Origin of the sequence: Archangium sp. (genome assembly GCF_036277355.1) — a bacterium.
GTDB lineage: Bacteria > Myxococcota > Myxococcia > Myxococcales > Myxococcaceae > Archangium.
The window spans coordinates 16,026-32,024 of sequence record NZ_DASUNC010000094.1; the positions used below are offsets into that span (position 1 = coordinate 16,026).

General features: G+C 69.1%; 14 protein-coding genes. 3 read left to right on the top strand and 11 right to left on the bottom strand.

Annotation, left to right across the window (positions count from 1 at the left end; genetic code table 11):
* Positions 1-95: 95 nt before the first annotated feature.
* The 9 genes from VFZ09_RS24375 to VFZ09_RS24415 all read right to left on the bottom strand — a co-directional run bounded on the left by VFZ09_RS24375 (position 96) and on the right by VFZ09_RS24415 (position 9,502).
* Positions 96-1,619 carry an FAD-dependent oxidoreductase gene (locus tag VFZ09_RS24375; protein WP_329730041.1) on the bottom strand — a complete coding sequence of 508 codons (1,524 nt, stop codon included), beginning with the start codon at positions 1,617-1,619 and terminating at the stop codon, positions 96-98.
* Positions 1,616-3,370 carry a fatty acyl-AMP ligase gene (locus tag VFZ09_RS24380; RefSeq protein ID WP_329730042.1) on the bottom strand — a complete coding sequence of 585 codons (1,755 nt, stop codon included), beginning with the start codon at positions 3,368-3,370 and terminating at the stop codon, positions 1,616-1,618. Before VFZ09_RS24380 ends, VFZ09_RS24375 begins: the two co-directional genes overlap by 4 nt.
* 138 nt (positions 3,371-3,508) lie before the next feature.
* Positions 3,509-4,675: a hypothetical protein gene (locus tag VFZ09_RS24385; protein ID WP_329730043.1), complete on the bottom strand. Its 1,167-nt coding sequence runs from the start codon at positions 4,673-4,675 to the stop codon at positions 3,509-3,511.
* The gene (locus tag VFZ09_RS24390) at positions 4,668-5,414 is read right to left on the bottom strand and encodes a hypothetical protein (RefSeq protein WP_329730044.1); all 747 of its coding nucleotides are present in this window, start codon (positions 5,412-5,414) and stop codon (positions 4,668-4,670) included. Before VFZ09_RS24390 ends, VFZ09_RS24385 begins: the two co-directional genes overlap by 8 nt.
* Positions 5,411-6,409 (bottom strand): hypothetical protein, encoded by a 999-nt coding sequence (locus VFZ09_RS24395; RefSeq protein ID WP_329730045.1) that lies wholly within the window; start codon positions 6,407-6,409, stop codon positions 5,411-5,413. Before VFZ09_RS24395 ends, VFZ09_RS24390 begins: the two co-directional genes overlap by 4 nt.
* Positions 6,406-6,672: a hypothetical protein gene (locus VFZ09_RS24400; protein WP_329730046.1), complete on the bottom strand. Its 267-nt coding sequence runs from the start codon at positions 6,670-6,672 to the stop codon at positions 6,406-6,408. The genes VFZ09_RS24395 and VFZ09_RS24400 overlap by 4 nt, the downstream gene beginning before the upstream one ends.
* Positions 6,673-6,686: 14 nt before the next feature.
* On the bottom strand, positions 6,687-7,814 hold the full coding sequence (locus VFZ09_RS24405) for an SDR family oxidoreductase (RefSeq protein ID WP_329730047.1): 1,128 nt from the start codon (positions 7,812-7,814) through the stop codon (positions 6,687-6,689).
* Between the two features lie 54 nt (positions 7,815-7,868).
* Positions 7,869-8,846, bottom strand: coding sequence for a 3-oxoacyl-ACP synthase III family protein (locus VFZ09_RS24410; RefSeq protein ID WP_329730048.1), 978 nt, complete (start codon positions 8,844-8,846; stop codon positions 7,869-7,871).
* The gene (locus VFZ09_RS24415) at positions 8,843-9,502 is read right to left on the bottom strand and encodes a 4'-phosphopantetheinyl transferase family protein (protein ID WP_329730049.1); all 660 of its coding nucleotides are present in this window, start codon (positions 9,500-9,502) and stop codon (positions 8,843-8,845) included. Before VFZ09_RS24415 ends, VFZ09_RS24410 begins: the two co-directional genes overlap by 4 nt.
* A gap of 86 nt (positions 9,503-9,588) precedes the next feature.
* Between VFZ09_RS24415 and VFZ09_RS24420 the strand changes: the two genes are divergently transcribed.
* A complete protein-coding gene (locus tag VFZ09_RS24420) occupies positions 9,589-9,990 on the top strand; it encodes an HIT family protein (RefSeq protein WP_329730050.1) in 402 nt (133 codons plus the stop codon).
* On the top strand, positions 9,987-10,232 hold the full coding sequence (locus tag VFZ09_RS24425) for an acyl carrier protein (RefSeq protein WP_329730051.1): 246 nt from the start codon (positions 9,987-9,989) through the stop codon (positions 10,230-10,232). Before VFZ09_RS24420 ends, VFZ09_RS24425 begins: the two co-directional genes overlap by 4 nt.
* A gap of 64 nt (positions 10,233-10,296) precedes the next feature.
* Here VFZ09_RS24425 and VFZ09_RS24430 read toward each other — a convergent pair whose 3' ends face one another.
* A complete protein-coding gene (locus VFZ09_RS24430; protein ID WP_329730052.1) occupies positions 10,297-12,111 on the bottom strand; it encodes a long-chain fatty acid--CoA ligase in 1,815 nt (604 codons plus the stop codon).
* Between the two features lie 163 nt (positions 12,112-12,274).
* Complete coding sequence (locus tag VFZ09_RS24435) at positions 12,275-13,096, bottom strand: hypothetical protein (protein WP_329730053.1); 822 nt, start codon at positions 13,094-13,096, stop codon at positions 12,275-12,277.
* 218 nt (positions 13,097-13,314) lie between these two features.
* On the opposite strand from VFZ09_RS24435, the gene VFZ09_RS24440 reads away from it, so the two are divergent.
* Positions 13,315-15,957: an AAA family ATPase gene (locus VFZ09_RS24440; protein ID WP_329730054.1), complete on the top strand. Its 2,643-nt coding sequence runs from the start codon at positions 13,315-13,317 to the stop codon at positions 15,955-15,957.
* Positions 15,958-15,999 lie beyond the last annotated feature (42 nt).

Below are 15,999 nucleotides of genomic sequence, written 5' to 3' on the forward strand. Positions count from 1 at the left end.
CCCGTCCCCCACCCTCGCCCCCTCTCCCTCTCCCCTCGGGAGAGGGTCGGGGTGAGGGTGCCGGGTTCACCTCCGCGGCTCCAACGTGCCCGCGCTCAGGTTCCCTGCGTCTTCTGCTTGCGCAGCTCGTCGTAGAGCGAGACGCGCCCGGCCACCGCGCCCGCCACCGCCTGCTCCAGTGGACGCAGCATCTCCGGCAGTGGCAGCACCGCCCTCATCCTCCGCCGCACCTCGTCCTCCACCAGTCCGCGCAGCACCTCGGACTGCACCCGCGCCATCGGCGGCGGCCACCACGTGGGTGCTCCCTCCACCGGCGCGTCCTCCGGCCTCACCACCTTCATGTGGTGCACCGCCAGGTCGTAGAAGCTCCGCCGCGCGAACTCGCTGTCCTCGAACGGGAACTCCCCTCCCAGCGCCCTGCCCACCGCCAGCCCCGACGTGAACGCCATCTCGTGCCCCGAGATGAACCCCACGTACTCTCCGCAGAAGTACGTCCGCCGCTTGCCCTGGATGCGGTGCAGCTCCGCCGAACGCACCGGATGCATCCCGTCACACACCAGGTGCTGCCAGCGCATCGTCTTCACCACTTTCGCCGGGTCGAGCAACCCCTCGGGCGGATTGCACGTGGCGAACAGGTCCTCCCCCACCCAGTCCTGCAACACCGGCAGGTAGTAGTTGTAGTGCGCCCGCGTGAAGGGCCCTCGCGCCTCGGGCGTCACGTACGTGTACGCCGCCCACAGGCTCCGGTCCTCCGGCATCACCCGAGGGTCCGTGTGCAGCACGATGCTCGCCGGCTCGTACTCCACCTCGCCCAGCAACACGGCCTCGTCCGGGCTCGGGTCCTCCAGCAGTTTCAACGCCGTGCCCGCCTCCGTGGCCAGCACCACCTGATCGAACCGGTGCACCCCGCCGTCCGCGCTCGTCACCGTCACCCCGTCCCGCTCGCGGCGGATGGAGCGCACGCCACAGCCCGTGCGCACACTCGAGGCGAAAGCCGCGGACAGCCGGCGCACGTACTCGCGCGAGCCCTGCTTCACCGTGCGCCACGGCGTGGGCCCCTCCAGCGCGTAGCCGCTCACCGGCCCGAAGGTGGCCGCCACCATGAACATCGACATCTGGAGCAGGCCGATGCGCGTGACGAAGAGCACCGACAGCAGCGGCGCCACCACCTTGTACTTGAAGTCCTCCGAGTATCCTTCCTGGTCCAGGTACTGCTCCACCGTCAGGGGCATGTACTTCTTCGGGTTGGAGACGATCTCCGGCACCGCGAGCTGGAAGCGGTCCACCTCGTGCCGCACGGACGCCCAGAACGCCGAGTCCCGCCCCGTGCGCCAGTGGCCCCCCTGGAAGTGGATGGACAGCTCGAGACCCGGCCGCAGCGGCTGCGTCTCCACGCCCAGCTTCCGGAAGAGCGCCGACAGGTTCGGGTACACCCACGGGTGGTAGATGAGGAAGCCGATGTCCACTGGCACCGGGCGGCCCCCGCGCGTCACCTCCGCGGTGTACGCATGGCCGCCCAGCGTGGGCGCCTCCTCGAAGAGCGTCACATCGTGCTGGCGGTGCAGGCTGTAGGCGGCGCCCATCCCCGCGATACCGCCCCCGACGATGGCGACCTTCATGCCGCCTGCTCCTCCGTCACCACCTGCAGGCCGCGCTCCAGGTACGCACGCTTCGCCGCCTGCCGCTGAATCTTCCCGCTGGACGTCTTGGGCACGCTGCCCGGCTTGAGGAACACCACCTCGTGCACCCGCAGCTGGTAGGCCTCGTTGATGGCCTGGCGCACCGTGGCCGCCGCCGCTGGGAGCTCCAGCGGCGCGCCCCCCTGCGGTTGCCGCGTGTCCACCTCGGCCACCACCACCAGCCGCTCCTCGCCCTCCACCTCCACCGAGAAGGCCGCGCCGCACCCCGGCCTCACCGCCGGCAGCGCCGCCTCCACCGTCCACTCGATGTCCTGCGGATAGTGGTTCTGCCCGCCGATGATGATGAGGTCCTTCCTGCGGCCGGTGATGTACAGCAGCCCGTCCTTCATGAAGCCCAGGTCCCCCGTGCGCAGCCAGGTGCGCGAGTCGTCCCCGCGGATGCGCGCGCGGAACGTCTCCTCGGACAGCTCCGGCTTGCGCCAGTACCCCTGCGCCACACTCGGGCCGTACACCCAGATCTCCCCCACGCGGCCGTCCGGCAAGCGCTCGCGGGACTCCGGCTCCACGATGGCCAGGCCGTAGCCCTCCTCGGACTCTCCACAGCAGACGAGCTCCGCGGCATTGGCATCCCCCACGGGCAGCGGCACCACGCGGTCCTCCTTGAGGGCCTCCTTGTCCACGCCCAGCGTCACCAGGCCGCGCCCCTGCGGGCCCGGGGCCTTGAGCGTCACCTCCGCCAGGCCGAACACCGGGAAGAGCGCCGAGGGGGAGAAGCCCCGGGGAGAGAACGTCTCGAGGAAGCGCCGCATGGTGCCCGCGCGCACCGGCTCGGCGCCACAGTACGCGCTGCGCCACGAGGACAGGTCCAACGCGGCCAGGGCCTCCGGCGTCGCCTTGCGCACGCACAGCTCGTAGCCGAAGTTGGGCCCGCCCGAGTGCGTCACCTTGAAGGCCGTCACCGCCTGCAGCCAGCGCAGCGGGTGCTTGAGGAAGTCCGCCGGGGACATCAGGTACACCGGGTAGCCCGAGTAGAAGCCCTCCATCAGTCCGTCCACCAGCCCCATGTCGTGGAAGGACGGCAGCCACGTCACCGAGCACGAGTCCTCGCCCAGCTTCACGCTGCCGCCGATGTGCGCGAGGTTCGCCAGCAGGTTGCCATGGCTCACCATCACCCCCTTGGGCGACGAGGTGGAGCCCGAGGTGTACTGGAGGAAGGCGAGCTGCTCGCTCCGGGCGCCGGCCGGAGACGCCAGCGGCGTCACGCCCAGGTCCTGCTGGTCGGTGGCCAGCCACGTCAGCTCGCCCAGCCCGGGCACCTGCTCGGCGAAGGCGGCCGCCATGGCGCAGATCTCCGCGGTGGACAGCACCACCTTGGGACGGCAATCCGCGATGATGCCGAGCAACCGGCCCAGGGTGCGCTCCAGGCGGGTGGGGTCCGGCGGATAGGCCGGCACCGCCACCGTGCCCGCGTAGAGGCAGCCCAGGAAGGCCTCCACGAACTCGGCGCCCTGGGGGTAGAGCAGCAGGGCGCGCTCGCCCCGCACGCCATGGGACTCGAGCAACGCGGCGATGGTGCGGGCCCGCTCATCCAGCCCGGCGAAGGAGTACGCCTTGCGCTCCTCGGTGCCGCGGGCAATGAAGGTGAGGGCCCTGCGCTCGGGATGACGCTCGGCGCGGCGGTGAAGGATGTGGGCGAGCGAGGTCGCGCCCGAGATGCAGTCAGAAGCCATGGGGGGTGCTCCAGGTCGGGGGGGGATAGGGGGTGACGCATGCACCCTCTCCCTCTGGGAGAGGGCGGGGGGTGAGGGTCGTCGCCCGGGTGAAGACCCTCACCCCAACCCTCTCCCAGAGGGAGAGGGAGTGGTGGATCAGTGACGCTGGGGGAGCGGAGTGCCGTCATTGCCATCCGCGATGCCGGTGGCGTTGGCGAACTCCTCGTCTCCCGCGATGGGGCGCACCGCCTTGCCAGTGGCGAGCTGCTGCCGGAAGCGAGGCACCGCGTCCACGTAGGAGGTGACCACGCCCAGCATGTGCAGCAGGCGGATGAAGAGGAAGGACATGTCCACCTGCGAGGGAACGAGCCGCAGGTTGGCCGAGCGGGGGAACTTGTGGTGGTTGTTGTGCCACTCGGAGGCGAAGACGCCGTAGAAGACCTGGTTGAGGGCCAGGGTCCGCTCGTCGAACTCCCAGCCTTCGATCTTCGCCCGTGGCCGCCGGCCACCGTGGCCGACGTAGTTGAAGTCGCGCACGAGGAGGATGACGACGGAGATCGCCGCGTACCAGGCCAGCACGCACGGCACGCCGCCCACCGCGTAGGCCACCGCGCTCCAGAACACCTGCGCGAAGACCATCCGCACCGCCATGTGTCCGGCGTGCTCCACCGTGCCCGTGCGCCGGAACTGCTCGTACGTGCTGATGGGGAAGCCGATGTGGCTCACCGTCTTCGCCACGTGCTCGTACTGCTCCGGAGTCATGTCGGTGTTGAACTTCGTCACCGACTCGATGGCCAGGTAGCTGGCGAGCCGCCCCAGGTGGGGGCCATACGGGTCCCCCACCCTGTCCGAGCGCTGGTGGTGCACCCGGTGGGGAATCGCATACGTGTCCTCGCGGATGGTCATGCCGTTGAGCCACAGGAAGACGCGCGCCAGCCAGGGGGAGCGGAAGTCGAAGGCCTTGTGCGAGCAGTAGCGGTGCAGCCACGCCGTGTGCGTCACCGTGGCCAGGAAGAAGGCGGACACGGAGAAGTACAGGGCGCTCCTCACCGACAGGTGCCAGCCCGCCCAGGCCACCAGACAGCCCAGCGTCGCCAGGTGGAAGGCCACGTGCAGCGCCGCCGGCAGGCGCCGCACGTCGGCGAAGACGTTCATCGCGTCCCACCACTCGCGCAACGCCTCGCCCACCGTGGGCTCCTTCGGCGTCCCCTCCGCGGTGGCCCATCCGAAGGTGGGCTCCCGCAGCACCCACCCCGCCTTGTTCCCCACGGGCGAGGCGGGCTCCTGCTCCTCGGGAACCAGCTTCCGGGCGGCCTCAGCCATTGGACCAGCCCTCGCGCCAGCTCACGATGCGGGCCCCGCACACCTTCTCGAACTTGCGCTTCATCTGCAGCACGGTGGTGAAGTCGTTCTCCACCGCCACCGGCAGCTCGCACACGTGCCAGCCGTAGTGCTTGAAGTTGCTCGCCGCGCGCAGCACCTCGGGCTTGAGCTCCGGCTGGCGCTCCAGCAGCTTGGTGAGAATCTGGTAGCCGCCTTCCGCGTGGCGGAACTCGTCCACGGAGATGAACCCCAGCAGCTTCGCCAGCACCTTGTCCTTGCACTGCGCGCCGAGCTGCCGGGCGAAGTAGCCCGCCGCGTGCTCGGACCAGATGAAGTTCACCAGCTCCTGGACGGTGTCCTCGGGCTTGTAGTTGACGTGCTCGATGTTGCGCCGGCGGATCTCCACCAGCTCCTCGTCGGTGATGCGCGGCGCGAAGCCCACCAGGTCCAGGTAGCGCCGCAGGCTCCAGAAGTGCCGGAAGCCCTCGAAGCACTCCACCTGGAACACCGAGGTGGCGTCCACGTCCTCGTGGAGCAGCTTGATGAGCGAGACGGTGCCCAGGGCGTGATAGGACTCGATGAGCGCCGTGCGCCGCACCTTGTCCAGGATGTCCGGCTGGCTCAGCGCGGCCTCCCGGTCGATCTCCCCCCAGGGGATGTCCTTCTCCACGTTCCAACGCGACTCCGACTTGGCGCCGAAGAAGTCGTAGTAGTAGCGCTCCGTCGTCTCCGTCGTCATAGGGCTCCTCGATCCGGTGTGGGTGCGAACTCCGAGGCGGGAATCACCTCGCGCCACGCGGAGGGGTCCACCCCGTGGTACGCGGTGAAGGCGGCTACCCAGCGCTCCAGGCCAAAGGCGATACAGCCCGTGCTGGCCTGCTGGCCGTCCGGCAGGCTGAGACCGAAGGTGCGGGAGAACGAGTCCCCGTGCAGGTTGAAGGACGCGATGGCCAGGTCCCCGCCCTTCTGCCCGGTGACGTCCACCAGCAGCTCGTACTTGAGCGACTGGGCCCGCTGCAGCAGCGTGCGCGCCCGGCCCTCCACCGCTCCGAAGAACGGGTCGGACGCCACGTCGATGCGCCCGGTGAGGCCGTGCGCCTTGGCGAACTGCACCACCTCCAGCAGCAGCTTCTCGCGCATGCTGGCGATGGGGGCCTCGGGCCCCAGCAGGACGATCTCCCGCATGGTGAACTCCCACTGCCGGCGCAGCGGGGCGAACTCCCCGTGCTCGTAGCGGAAGCACCGGCCCTGGGTGGTGAGCACCAGGGGCTCGCCGGTGATGGGGCGGCCCTGCAGCTCCGCGTAGCAGTGGTAGCAGACGGCGCCGGACAGCACCGCGCCCGCCGAGCGCACCCGCGAGGCCGCCCCCTCCTCCACGCGCTCGCCGCCCTTCACCGCGTCCACGAACTGGCGCAGGGACGTGCTGTCCCGGTCCAGGCACATGGCGAAGGTGGCGTGGTGCGGAAAGGACTTGAAGTAGTCCGTCCGCTCCATCACCGAAATGGGCATCAGCGTGGGGTACTGGCGCTCGGAGGCACCGTACCTGAACGCCAGCTCGAGGAACTTGCGCTCGAAATAGCGGAACAGCCACAGCGCGGGGCCGGACATGCCCAGCGTGCCGTTCTCATAGGAGCGCAGATCTCCCCGCTCCATCAACTGGCCGATGGCCTCGGGCCGGGGCGAGCGCCCGGAGCCGAAGGCCAGGCTCTTCGGGTCCACCGTCAGGGCGCTCATGCCTTCGCCTCTCCACCAGCGGGGCAGAACGTGTCGGCGATGACGCGCGGCGTGCGGAAGAAGTTCATCGTCAACTTGTCCTCGGGCACCTCGATGGAGAGCTCGCTCTCGATGAAGCCCATCAGGTCGATGATGCGCATGGAGTTGATGAGCCGGTTCTCGAACAACGCGGTGTCCCGGCCGATGTCCGCGGTGATGCCATTCTCCACGCACAGCTTGCGGATGAAGGTGAGCAGCCGCTCCTCGAACTGATTCCTGTCCATGATTCCGTTCCTCGTCAGATGCGGTTACGACCCCAATCGGTGGCCACGCAGTGCCGCAGCACGTCACGCAGCAACTGCTTCGCGGGCGGCGGCTTCACCCGCTCGCCGAGCAACGCGTGCACGGGCGCGGCGTCGAAAATCTGATTGGCCAGCAGGTGCCCGTACATGGTGTCCCCGAGGCGGATGACCTCGTGGGACTGCTTGTTCTGGGTCTGCAGCAGCGTGCGCCGCAGCAGCGTATAGGTGTCCTCGTCCACCACGTCCGGCGGGAGGAAGACGCCCTGGGCCCAGCGCCGCTCCGTCTCCGCGGACACCTCGGTCATGGTGTCGATGAAGTCCTGCAGCCGCAGGCCCGCGTCGCCATTGCCGATGTGGAAGGTGCGTCCCGGCTGGTAGTGCTGCAGGAAGAGCGTGAGCAGGGCGGCGGCCGCGTAGTCGTTGGAGGACAGGTCCATCCGCGAGTCCGGCGTGCCCGGGAAGGCACCCACGTGGCCCTGGTAGAAGAGCCGCATGAGCGAGTGCATGGAGTTGTAGCGCGTCACCTCGCCGTCATCCCGGCCGATGAGGTAGGCCAGCCGGTACATGGCGATGGGCAGCTGCTTCATCAGCCCGCGCACCAGGTGCTCCGCCTCGTACTTGCTCTGCTCGTACGGGTTGACGAAGTCCGACGCGTGCACCTCGTCCGTCTCCAGGAAGCGGCCCGGGCGCTTGCCCGCCACGAAGAGGGTGCTCACGTAGCCCACGCGCTCCAGCCGGCGCAAGGAGCGCACCACCTCGAAGACATGGCGCGTGCCGTCCACGTTGGCCGCGCGCGCCTCCGGCAGGGGCGCATCCAGCTCCACGTTGGCCGCCGAGTGGATGACGTGCGTCACCTCGCTGGCCAGCCGCGCCGCGTCCTCCGGTGACAGCCCCAGCCCGGGCTGGGAGATGTCGCCCAGCACGGGGATGAACTGGCCCTCGGGCGGACGTGCCGAGGCCTCGGGCCACAGCTTCGCCGCCAGCTTCGACCAGCGCGCCTTGAGCACCACGGGCGAGGGGGCACGAATGAGCGCATACACCCGCGCCTTCGGCGTGTTGCGGACAATCCAGCGCGCCATCTCCATACCGACGGCGCCGGTGACTCCGGTGAGAAACAAATGCATGCGGGGGGGACCTCTGGGGGGACTCCGGGGGGAGAGAGGTGGACCCGGGCGGAACTAGATCTGCACGATGCTGCAGCCCCAGTGGGCGCCGAGCCCGAAGGAGAACATCATCACGTGGTCGCCCTTCTTCACCAGACCCCGGTCGATGACGTCCTTGAGGTTGATCCAATTGTCCGCCGCCACCGAGTGGCCCTTGGGGCGGATGTTCTCCGTGTAGATCTTCTCCAGCGGGATGCCGGTGAACTTGCTGAGGATCTCCCAGCTTCGCAGGCTGACGTTGTGGGGGATGAGGAGCTTGATCTCCTCACGCGCCAGGCCGCTGGCCTTGAAGGTCTTCTCCAGCACGCGCTTGCCGGTGGGGAAGTAGGCGGCGAGCAGCTCGTTCTGGTGGCCGTCCGGATCCCAGTAATAGCCGCGGGTGAGCGTGTGGTACGTCTTGAGGCGCAGGCCCTCGGGGTCGCGCGACAGCAGCACCGCGCACGCCGAGTCGCTGCAGACGTTGTAGACGACCTCGCGCTTGATGCCGTCGGGGAAGACGTCCGCGTTGACGCACAGGGCGTACTTCAGGTCCTCCATCTCCATGACGGCGTGGGCCAGCCACACCGCATGGGACAGGGACACGCAGCCCAGCTCGCTCAACCCCACCGTGCGCGCGTTGGACAGACCCAGCTCGTCCTGGAGGCGCGTGCTGGAGAAGCGGAACAACCCCAGGTGCGCGTTGTCCCCGGTGGGGAACTCGGCGAGGGACTCCCCGCGCGGCACCATCGAGCTGGTGGGCAGCACGCTGGCGTTGATGAGCAGCCCCACCTCCAGGGGATCCACCCCGTGGCGCTCCAGCAGCGCCTTGAGGGTGGTGGAGGCGAGCTGCGTGGCCGGCACATGGGACACCCGGCAGTCGCCGAAGCCGAAGTCACGCATCGTCTCGGGCGTGCTGACGAGCCGCCCTTCCGCCGAGAGCTGCTCGAGGCCGACCTGCCGCTCGGGCAGCGTGTAGTGGATGCCGTGGATACGGATGGAGGAGGAGGGATTCATGAGTGCACGACGGCCAGCAGGTGATGACGCAGGGGCAGGAAGGTGAAGGACAGCTCCCCCTCGAAAGGAGGCGCGAGCCGGAGCACGCCCTCACCCAACTCGGGGACCAGGGAGCGCAGCGGAAGGGGCCGGGGCGGGCGGAGGGCCTTGTAGAGCGCCTCCTTGAGGACCCACAGCCGCAAGGCCAGCTCCGGCTCCCGCTCGCAGCGGGCCCGCTCCGCGGGTGAGAGGAAGAAGTGCCACAGACGCTCCTCCACGGGAACCAGGGGCTCCACGTCCACCCCCACCCGCCCGCGAGCCGTGACGGCCGCCACCGACAGGGTGCGCGCGTGACTGAGCGACACGTCCAGGGGCCCGGGCCCCTCCGGCAGGTGGAGCTGGGGCTCGCCCTGGGGACCCGGCAGCACCTCGACCCGGTGCATCATGAGCTCCGGGCCCAGCAGCTCCCGAACCACCTGCTTGCACACGTGACGCCCGCGCAACCACTCCGGCCGCCGTTGGGGCAGCACCCGCTCGTCGAGACACACCCGCTCCCCGGGCGACAGAAAGGATTGAAGGAGGGGGTCTTCCCGCCGCTCCGCCAACACGCCAACGCCCACACCACTCCACGCCAGGAACGTGAACCCCTCCGGATGAGTGCTTGCCGTACGCTGCATCACCCCAGAGTCCATACTTAGTGTGTAAAGTAGACCTGCCCGGTAAGCAAGGGAGCACCGACTTTTCAATCAATGGAGAGTGCAGAGTGGCTGAGAACAACATCTTCGCGCGCATCGTGCGCGGCGAGATTCCCTGTCACAAGGTCTGGGAAGACGAACGGCACCTGGCGTTCCTGGACATCCGTCCGGTGAGGCCGGGACACACGCTGGTGATTCCCAAGGCGGACGGAGACTACCTGTTCGACCTGGAGCCGCAGCGGTACACGGAGCTGATGCAGGCGGTGCGCACGGTGGCGCGGCTGCTCAAGGAGCGCACGGGGTGCGAGCGCGTGGTGGAGGTGGTGCTGGGTTACGAGGTACCCCATGCCCACGTGCACCTGATTCCCACCGACTCCATGGCGGACCTGCCTCCCATCGTGGGCACGCCGGCGGAGCAGCCGGAGCTGGCGGCCATGGCGGCGCGGCTGCGCCAGGGCCCGGTCTCGTGAGCGCGAGGAGCCCCGAGGACATCCAGCGCTGGCTGGTGGAGCGGGTGGCGGGCTTCCTGGAGCTGACGCCCGCGGACATCGACGTGCGCGCGCCCTTCCAGCACTACGGCCTGGACTCCATGGAGCAACTGCGCGTCATCGGCGAGCTGGAGACCTGGCTCCAGCGGGAGCTCGACGAGACGCTGCTGCGGCAGTACCCCACCATCGAGTCGGTGGCGGCCTTCCTGGCGAAGGCCGCCTGAGGCACGGAGGGCTCTGGCACCCGGGAAGTCACCCGGGTCCCGGAGCCCTCCCGGGCCAGGGGACTCAGGCCGCGCGCTCGCCGCTCTTCTCGGCCTCGCGGTACAGCTCCTCCACCGCCTCGCCGAACTTGTTGAGCACGTTGCGCCGCTTGAGCTTGAGCGAGGGCGTCAGCATGTCGTTGGCGGTGGTGAAGTCCTCGCTGATGAGCAGGAAGCGCTGGGGCTTCTCGTAGCCCTTGGCCTCCTTGCAGAACTGGTTGATCTGCTCCCGGTAGAGCTGCTGCACCTCCTCGCGCTTGAGCAGCTCGGGGATGGAGCTGATGTCGAGCCCCTTCTCGGTGGCCCACTTCTTCAGCGACTCCATGTCCGGGACGATGATGGCCACGTTGAAGGGCTTGTTCTGCCCGTGCAGCATCACGTTGACGATGTAGGGCGAGAGCTGCAGCGCCTGCTCGATGGGCACCGGCACCACGTACTTGCCGTTCTCCAGCTTGTACTGCTCCTTGATGCGGCCGGTGATCCACACGTAGCCGTCGTCATCGAGCACGCCCATGTCACCGGTCTTGAAGCCGCCGTCGGCGGTGAAGACCTTGGCGTTCTCGTCGGGCAGGTTGTAGTAGCCCATCATCACGTTGTGGCCGTAGACGACGATTTCCCCCTGCTTGGGGTCGCCCGTCTCGGAGCGGTCGATGACGACGCGCGTGCCGGGGACGGCCTTGCCCACCGAGCCGATCTTCCGGTTGTTGGGGTAGTTGGCGGTGGCGATGGGAGACGTCTCGGTGAGGCCATAGCCCTCGTAGACGGTGATGCCGAGGTTGTCGATGAACTCGGCCACCTCGCGGGAGATGGCGGCGGCGCCGCTGAAGGCGTACTTGAGGCGGCCACCGAAGCGGGCACGCACCTTGGAGAAGACGACCTTGTCGAAGAAGGCGTGCTGCAGGTCCAACAGGGTGCTGCTCTGGTTCTTCTCGGCCAGGGCCTTGCGCTCCTTGGCCACCGCGAGGCCGCGGTGGAAGAGCATGCGCTTGATGGGCGACTCCGCGGCCATGCGCTTCTGCAGACCGTCATAGATGCGGTTGAAGATGCGCGGCACCGAGAAGAGCAGCGTGGGCTGCACCTCGGAGAGGTTGTCGACGATCTTGTCCACGCCCTCGGCGATGCCCATGGCGGCGCCCATGGAGAACAGGCCGTTGAGCTCCACGTTCTGCCCGAAGGAGTGCGCCCACGGCAGGAACGACAGCGAGCGGTCCTCCTTGTTCATGGGGAAGAGCTCGTGCATGGCCTGCACGTTGCGCGCGAGGTTGGCGTGGCTGAGCATCACGCCCTTGGGGTTGCCGGTGGTGCCCGAGGTATAGATGAGGCCGGCCAGGTCCGAGGGCTTGGGCGTGGTGACGGGGCTGGGCGTATCCGCGCCGCGGCGCAGCAGGCACGCGAAGGTGTCCGCCTCGGTCGCGTTGCCGGTGAAGCGGAGGATGTGCTCCACCTTGGGCAGATCCGACTTGATCGCCTTGAGCTTGGCGGCGATGGAGTCGGTGGCGGCGAACACCACCTTGGCGCCACAGTCATTGAGGATGTAGGCCCACTCCTTGTCCAGCTGGGCCTCGTACATGGGGACGTAGGCGGCACCCAGCGTGTAACAGGCGTAGGCACCCACCGCCCACTCGTGGCGGTTGTTGGAGATGACGGCCACGCGGTCCCCGTGCCCCACCCCCAGCTGGGCCAGGCCTCCCCGCAGGTCATCCACCATCTGGCCGAACTGGATGTACGTCATCCACGACCACTGTCCGTTCTTCTTCTCGCCGAAGAGCGGCCGAGGGCCAAAGGAGGCAATGCTCTGCAGGAAGACATCGACCAGCGTCTCGAACTTGGGGCTCGTCATCGGGATTCGGGCTCCTGGGGTTCCGGAAAGTACGTAGAAGCTACTCCAAATCCGGGCCCTACTGGATGGGTCCAGAAGCGCTTTCGCTCATACTCCGGGTGGAAAACGCCGCCAGTCCTCGGAAGTAGAACCTCCACCCGGGGTTGACCCAGTGCGTCACGGCCTAGAAGACGCCGCTGTTGCAGACCTTGTTGGGCGTCTTGGTGTTGTTGTTGGGGCTGTTGGTGGTGAAGAGCACCGTGGTGGTGGCGCCGGGGCTCAGCAGGCTGGTGGGGTCGGAGGAGTTCCACTTCCCGGTGGTGCGGTTGGAGAAGTAGTCCCAGCGCACCCAGCCGCGGCCGCGGGCGAACCAGAAGCGCTCGGCCTCGGGGCTGTTGTAGTACTGGGCCGAGTTGGGGTCGTCGGAGATCCAGTGGTACCGGTCGATGATGACGACGTCGATGGTGCCGAGGCTGCCTCCCATGGCCATGGGACCCTGGTAGCGCAGGAAGTGCCGCCCGTACGCCCAGGGATCCTGCCGGCCGGTGTAGCGGCAGGTCGTCTTGTCGAACCACTTGATGGTGGTGCTGAAGGACGTCTCCTGGCCCACCGTCCAGGCGCGGGGCATCCACAGGCTGCCGTGCGGAGCGGCGTCGTAGGAGTTGTTGGGCGAGCCCGGAGGCGCGGTGGTGTCTCGCTCGAGCGCGATGGCGGTGTCGGAGATGCCGAAGCGCTCCCAGAACGTCGTGTTCGTCTGCTTGACGTAATAGAGCTTGTTGATCGGCGCGCTCTCGAAGAAGTCCTGCTGGATTTGATTGGGGTCGGCGGCGAAGTGCAGGGCATCGCCGTTGTTGAACATGTACTCGATGACCAGGTCATACACCTGGCCGGTGTCGGTGGTGGCCGGGGCGAAGCGGGTGCCGGCGTGCGCCGCGACGGGGTGCAGGGCCGTGCCGAGCAGGGCAGCCGCCAGCGTGGCGGCCATGCGCTTGAAGGAAACCTTCATGGGGATTTCTCCTGGAGGAGACAGGTTGGGGGGGAATGGACAAACTACATGACATCCAGAGGGGGAGGAAGCCGTAAGGCGCTGTAAGGCGTGTAAGGCGATGTTGGGCGTGTAAGGCGATGCTGGGGATGTCTGGGAATGATGTCTGTCATCAGGGGCCGAGCCACGGCTGGAGGATTGGACGGTGGCGGCGGCCTCATGACACGATGCGGCGCCACATGCATCGACGTGTGCCAGCACCATCGCCCATCTGGGTGGGCCGCCAGACGGAGCTCGGACGCCTCCAGGTGATGCTCGAGCAACTGCCGGTGGCGCTCGTGTACGGCGTGGGAGGCGTTGGCAAATCCACGCTCGTCTACGCGCTGGCGCAGGGCCGCGGAGGCCCCGTCATCTATGCCAGCGTGTCTCCCGGGGAGCCGCTCGCCGCGCTCGTCGATGACGTGCGCCGGCAGCTCGCGCGGGGCGCCGTCCCCGAGGCCCGGGATGATGACGAGCGGTTGGTGGACCTGGCCAGGCGGCTGGATGAGCAGGGGACGCTCTGGGTGCTCGATGATCTGCACCGGCTGGACGAGGCCTCGCGCACGCGCCTCGTGGACGTGCTGGGCCGGGAGCTGGGGAGCGGACGGCTGGTGGCCACCTCGCGCGAGCTCGTCCCGATGCTCGGGGGCACCGCGGACCGCTTCGAGCTGAAGCTGGGCGGGCTCGACGAGCAGAGCGCCTGGGCCCTCTGGGCGAACCTCGACGCGCTCTACGGCCCCTCCTCCGGCTTCCAGGTGGCGTGGACCCGCAGCCGGGGCAACCCCTTCCACCTGCGGCGCGCCCACGCGGGGGGAGTGCTCGAGGAGGACCCGAGCACCGCCGCCATCCGCACGCTCACCCCGGACCAGCGCCTCGTCGCCACCGTGCTCGCGCTCTCGGCGTTCGAGATGAACGTGAAGCGGGTGGAGCAGCTGCTGCCGGAGCCCCGGGCCCGTGCCGCGCTGCGCGGGCTCGTCGTCCAGCTGATTCTGGAGGTGGATGGCAGCGGGCGCTGCATGCTGCACGACATCCACCGGGATGCGCTCCTGGCCTCGCTGAGCCCCGAGGAGCTGCGGGACAACCACGCCCGGCTCGCCACGCTGCTGGCCAACGCCGACCTGGATCCCGTGGTGCGGGTGCGCGAGCGCTGCCGCCACCTGTGTGCCTGCGGGCGCTTCGAGGAGGCGGGACAGTTGCTGCTGGAGTCCGGCACGGAGTTCATCCGCCTGGGCGTGGCGAGCGAGCTCTTCCGGGGCTTCGAGGCCATTCCCCCCGAGCACCGCACACCGGAGATCATCCATGCGCGGGCGCGCACGCTCGCGCGCCTGCTGAACGTCCGCCGCGCCCACGAGGAGCTCCTCCGGCTGGACGTGAGCCGGGTCCGGGAGCCGCTCGACATCAAGGCCTCGCTGGCGCACGTGGCGATGCTCACGGGGGACCTGGTGGCCGCCGAGCGCGAGGCCCGCGCGGTGCTGGGGGATCCGCGCGCCACCGACGCGCTCCGGATGCGGACGGGGACGGTGTTCGCGCTCACCCGCACGTACCAGGGCTTCGGCGACGAGGCGCGCGCCTTCATCGACGCCGCCGAGCGCACGGCGGCCCTGCCGGCGCACCAGGGCTTCCTGCGCTTCACGCGCGCCTTCACCTTCTGGCTCGACGAGCGCAACACCGAGGCCGTGGAGGCCATGGAGAGCGCACGCGCCGTGTCCCGCGACGCGCCGCCCACGTTCCGCGCGAGCGTGCTCGGGCCCATGTTCTACGCGGGCCTGCTCTCGAGCACCGGACGCTTCGAGCGGGTCGAGGAGTTGCTGAAGCAGGCCGAGTCCCTGGTGCGCCACGAGCAGGATCCCCGCCTGCGCATCTCCTGGCACGCGATGCACGCGATGGTCCTGCACGATCGCGGAGAGCGCGAGGCGGCGCTGGGCGAGCTGCGGGTGCTCGAGAATGCCTTCCACCGCTCGGGAGAGCTGCTGGGGGAGCTGTGGGCGCGCGCGTGGATCGGCCGCGAGCTGATGCTCCTGGGGCAGTGCGCGGAGGCCGAGCGGCACCTGAAGGAGACGGACGCCCTGGCCCGGGAGCGCGGCATCCTCGGCATGTGCGCCGCCGTCGAGCGTTCCCGGCGCGAGGATCCGCTGGTGCGCCTGCGCGAGGAGCGTGTCGAGGCGCCCCACCCCGAGAAGCGGGGCGAGGTGACGCGGGCGCGGGCCCTCTCGGCGCTCCTGTCCGTGGCGGCGGGAGACACGGAAGCGGCGCGCGCGGCGATCGACTCGGTGCGCGCGACGGCGCTCGGCGCGGACTACGGGCTGGATCGCGCCATGGTGGCACTGGCGGAGTCACTGGCGGCGCGGCTGGCGGGCCATCCGGAGGCCGAGCGGGACGCGAGCCAGCGGGCCGAGGCCGAGGCGAGCGCGGCCTCCGTGGACCCGGGGCTGCTGGAGCGCCTCCGCGATGTGCTCGCTGTCACCCGGCGCGTCACCGCCCCCGGGCGCGCGATGCGGGCCGAGGTGCCGCGTGACGACGGGCCCGTCATCGTCGACGCGCGCAAGCACGAGCTGCGCTACCCGGGGCACGTCATCCCGCTCAAGCAGCGGCCCGTCCTGCGCAAGCTCCTCTACACCCTGGCGAACCGCCCCGGTGATGTCCTGCCCAAGGAACTGCTCGTGGAGCAGACGTGGAACAAGTCCTATGAGCCGCCCGTCCACGACAACCTGCTCTGGGTGAATGTGTGCCGGCTGCGTGAGCTGGTGAGCGGCTCGGGGATGACGCTGGAGCGGGAGGAGAGCGGCTACCTGCTCCAGGTCCCGGAGCGGTTCGTCTACATCGCGCCCGAGCGCGGCGACTAGGGGCGCTTTACCCCCGGGGGTCTCCAGGGTAGGAGGGGAGCC

Coding starts and splice junctions, on each gene's coding strand:
- VFZ09_RS24375 (WP_329730041.1), bottom strand. CDS start 1,619: ATGAAGGTCGCCATCGTCGGGGGCGGTATCGCGGGGATGGGCGCCGCC.
- VFZ09_RS24380 (WP_329730042.1), bottom strand. CDS start 3,370: ATGGCTTCTGACTGCATCTCGGGCGCGACCTCGCTCGCCCACATCCTT.
- VFZ09_RS24385 (WP_329730043.1), bottom strand. CDS start 4,675: ATGGCTGAGGCCGCCCGGAAGCTGGTTCCCGAGGAGCAGGAGCCCGCC.
- VFZ09_RS24390 (WP_329730044.1), bottom strand. CDS start 5,414: ATGACGACGGAGACGACGGAGCGCTACTACTACGACTTCTTCGGCGCC.
- VFZ09_RS24395 (WP_329730045.1), bottom strand. CDS start 6,409: ATGAGCGCCCTGACGGTGGACCCGAAGAGCCTGGCCTTCGGCTCCGGG.
- VFZ09_RS24400 (WP_329730046.1), bottom strand. CDS start 6,672: ATGGACAGGAATCAGTTCGAGGAGCGGCTGCTCACCTTCATCCGCAAG.
- VFZ09_RS24405 (WP_329730047.1), bottom strand. CDS start 7,814: ATGCATTTGTTTCTCACCGGAGTCACCGGCGCCGTCGGTATGGAGATG.
- VFZ09_RS24410 (WP_329730048.1), bottom strand. CDS start 8,846: ATGAATCCCTCCTCCTCCATCCGTATCCACGGCATCCACTACACGCTG.
- VFZ09_RS24415 (WP_329730049.1), bottom strand. CDS start 9,502: ATGCAGCGTACGGCAAGCACTCATCCGGAGGGGTTCACGTTCCTGGCG.
- VFZ09_RS24430 (WP_329730052.1), bottom strand. CDS start 12,111: ATGACGAGCCCCAAGTTCGAGACGCTGGTCGATGTCTTCCTGCAGAGC.
- VFZ09_RS24435 (WP_329730053.1), bottom strand. CDS start 13,096: ATGAAGGTTTCCTTCAAGCGCATGGCCGCCACGCTGGCGGCTGCCCTG.
- VFZ09_RS24440 (WP_329730054.1), top strand. CDS start 13,315: ATGCATCGACGTGTGCCAGCACCATCGCCCATCTGGGTGGGCCGCCAG.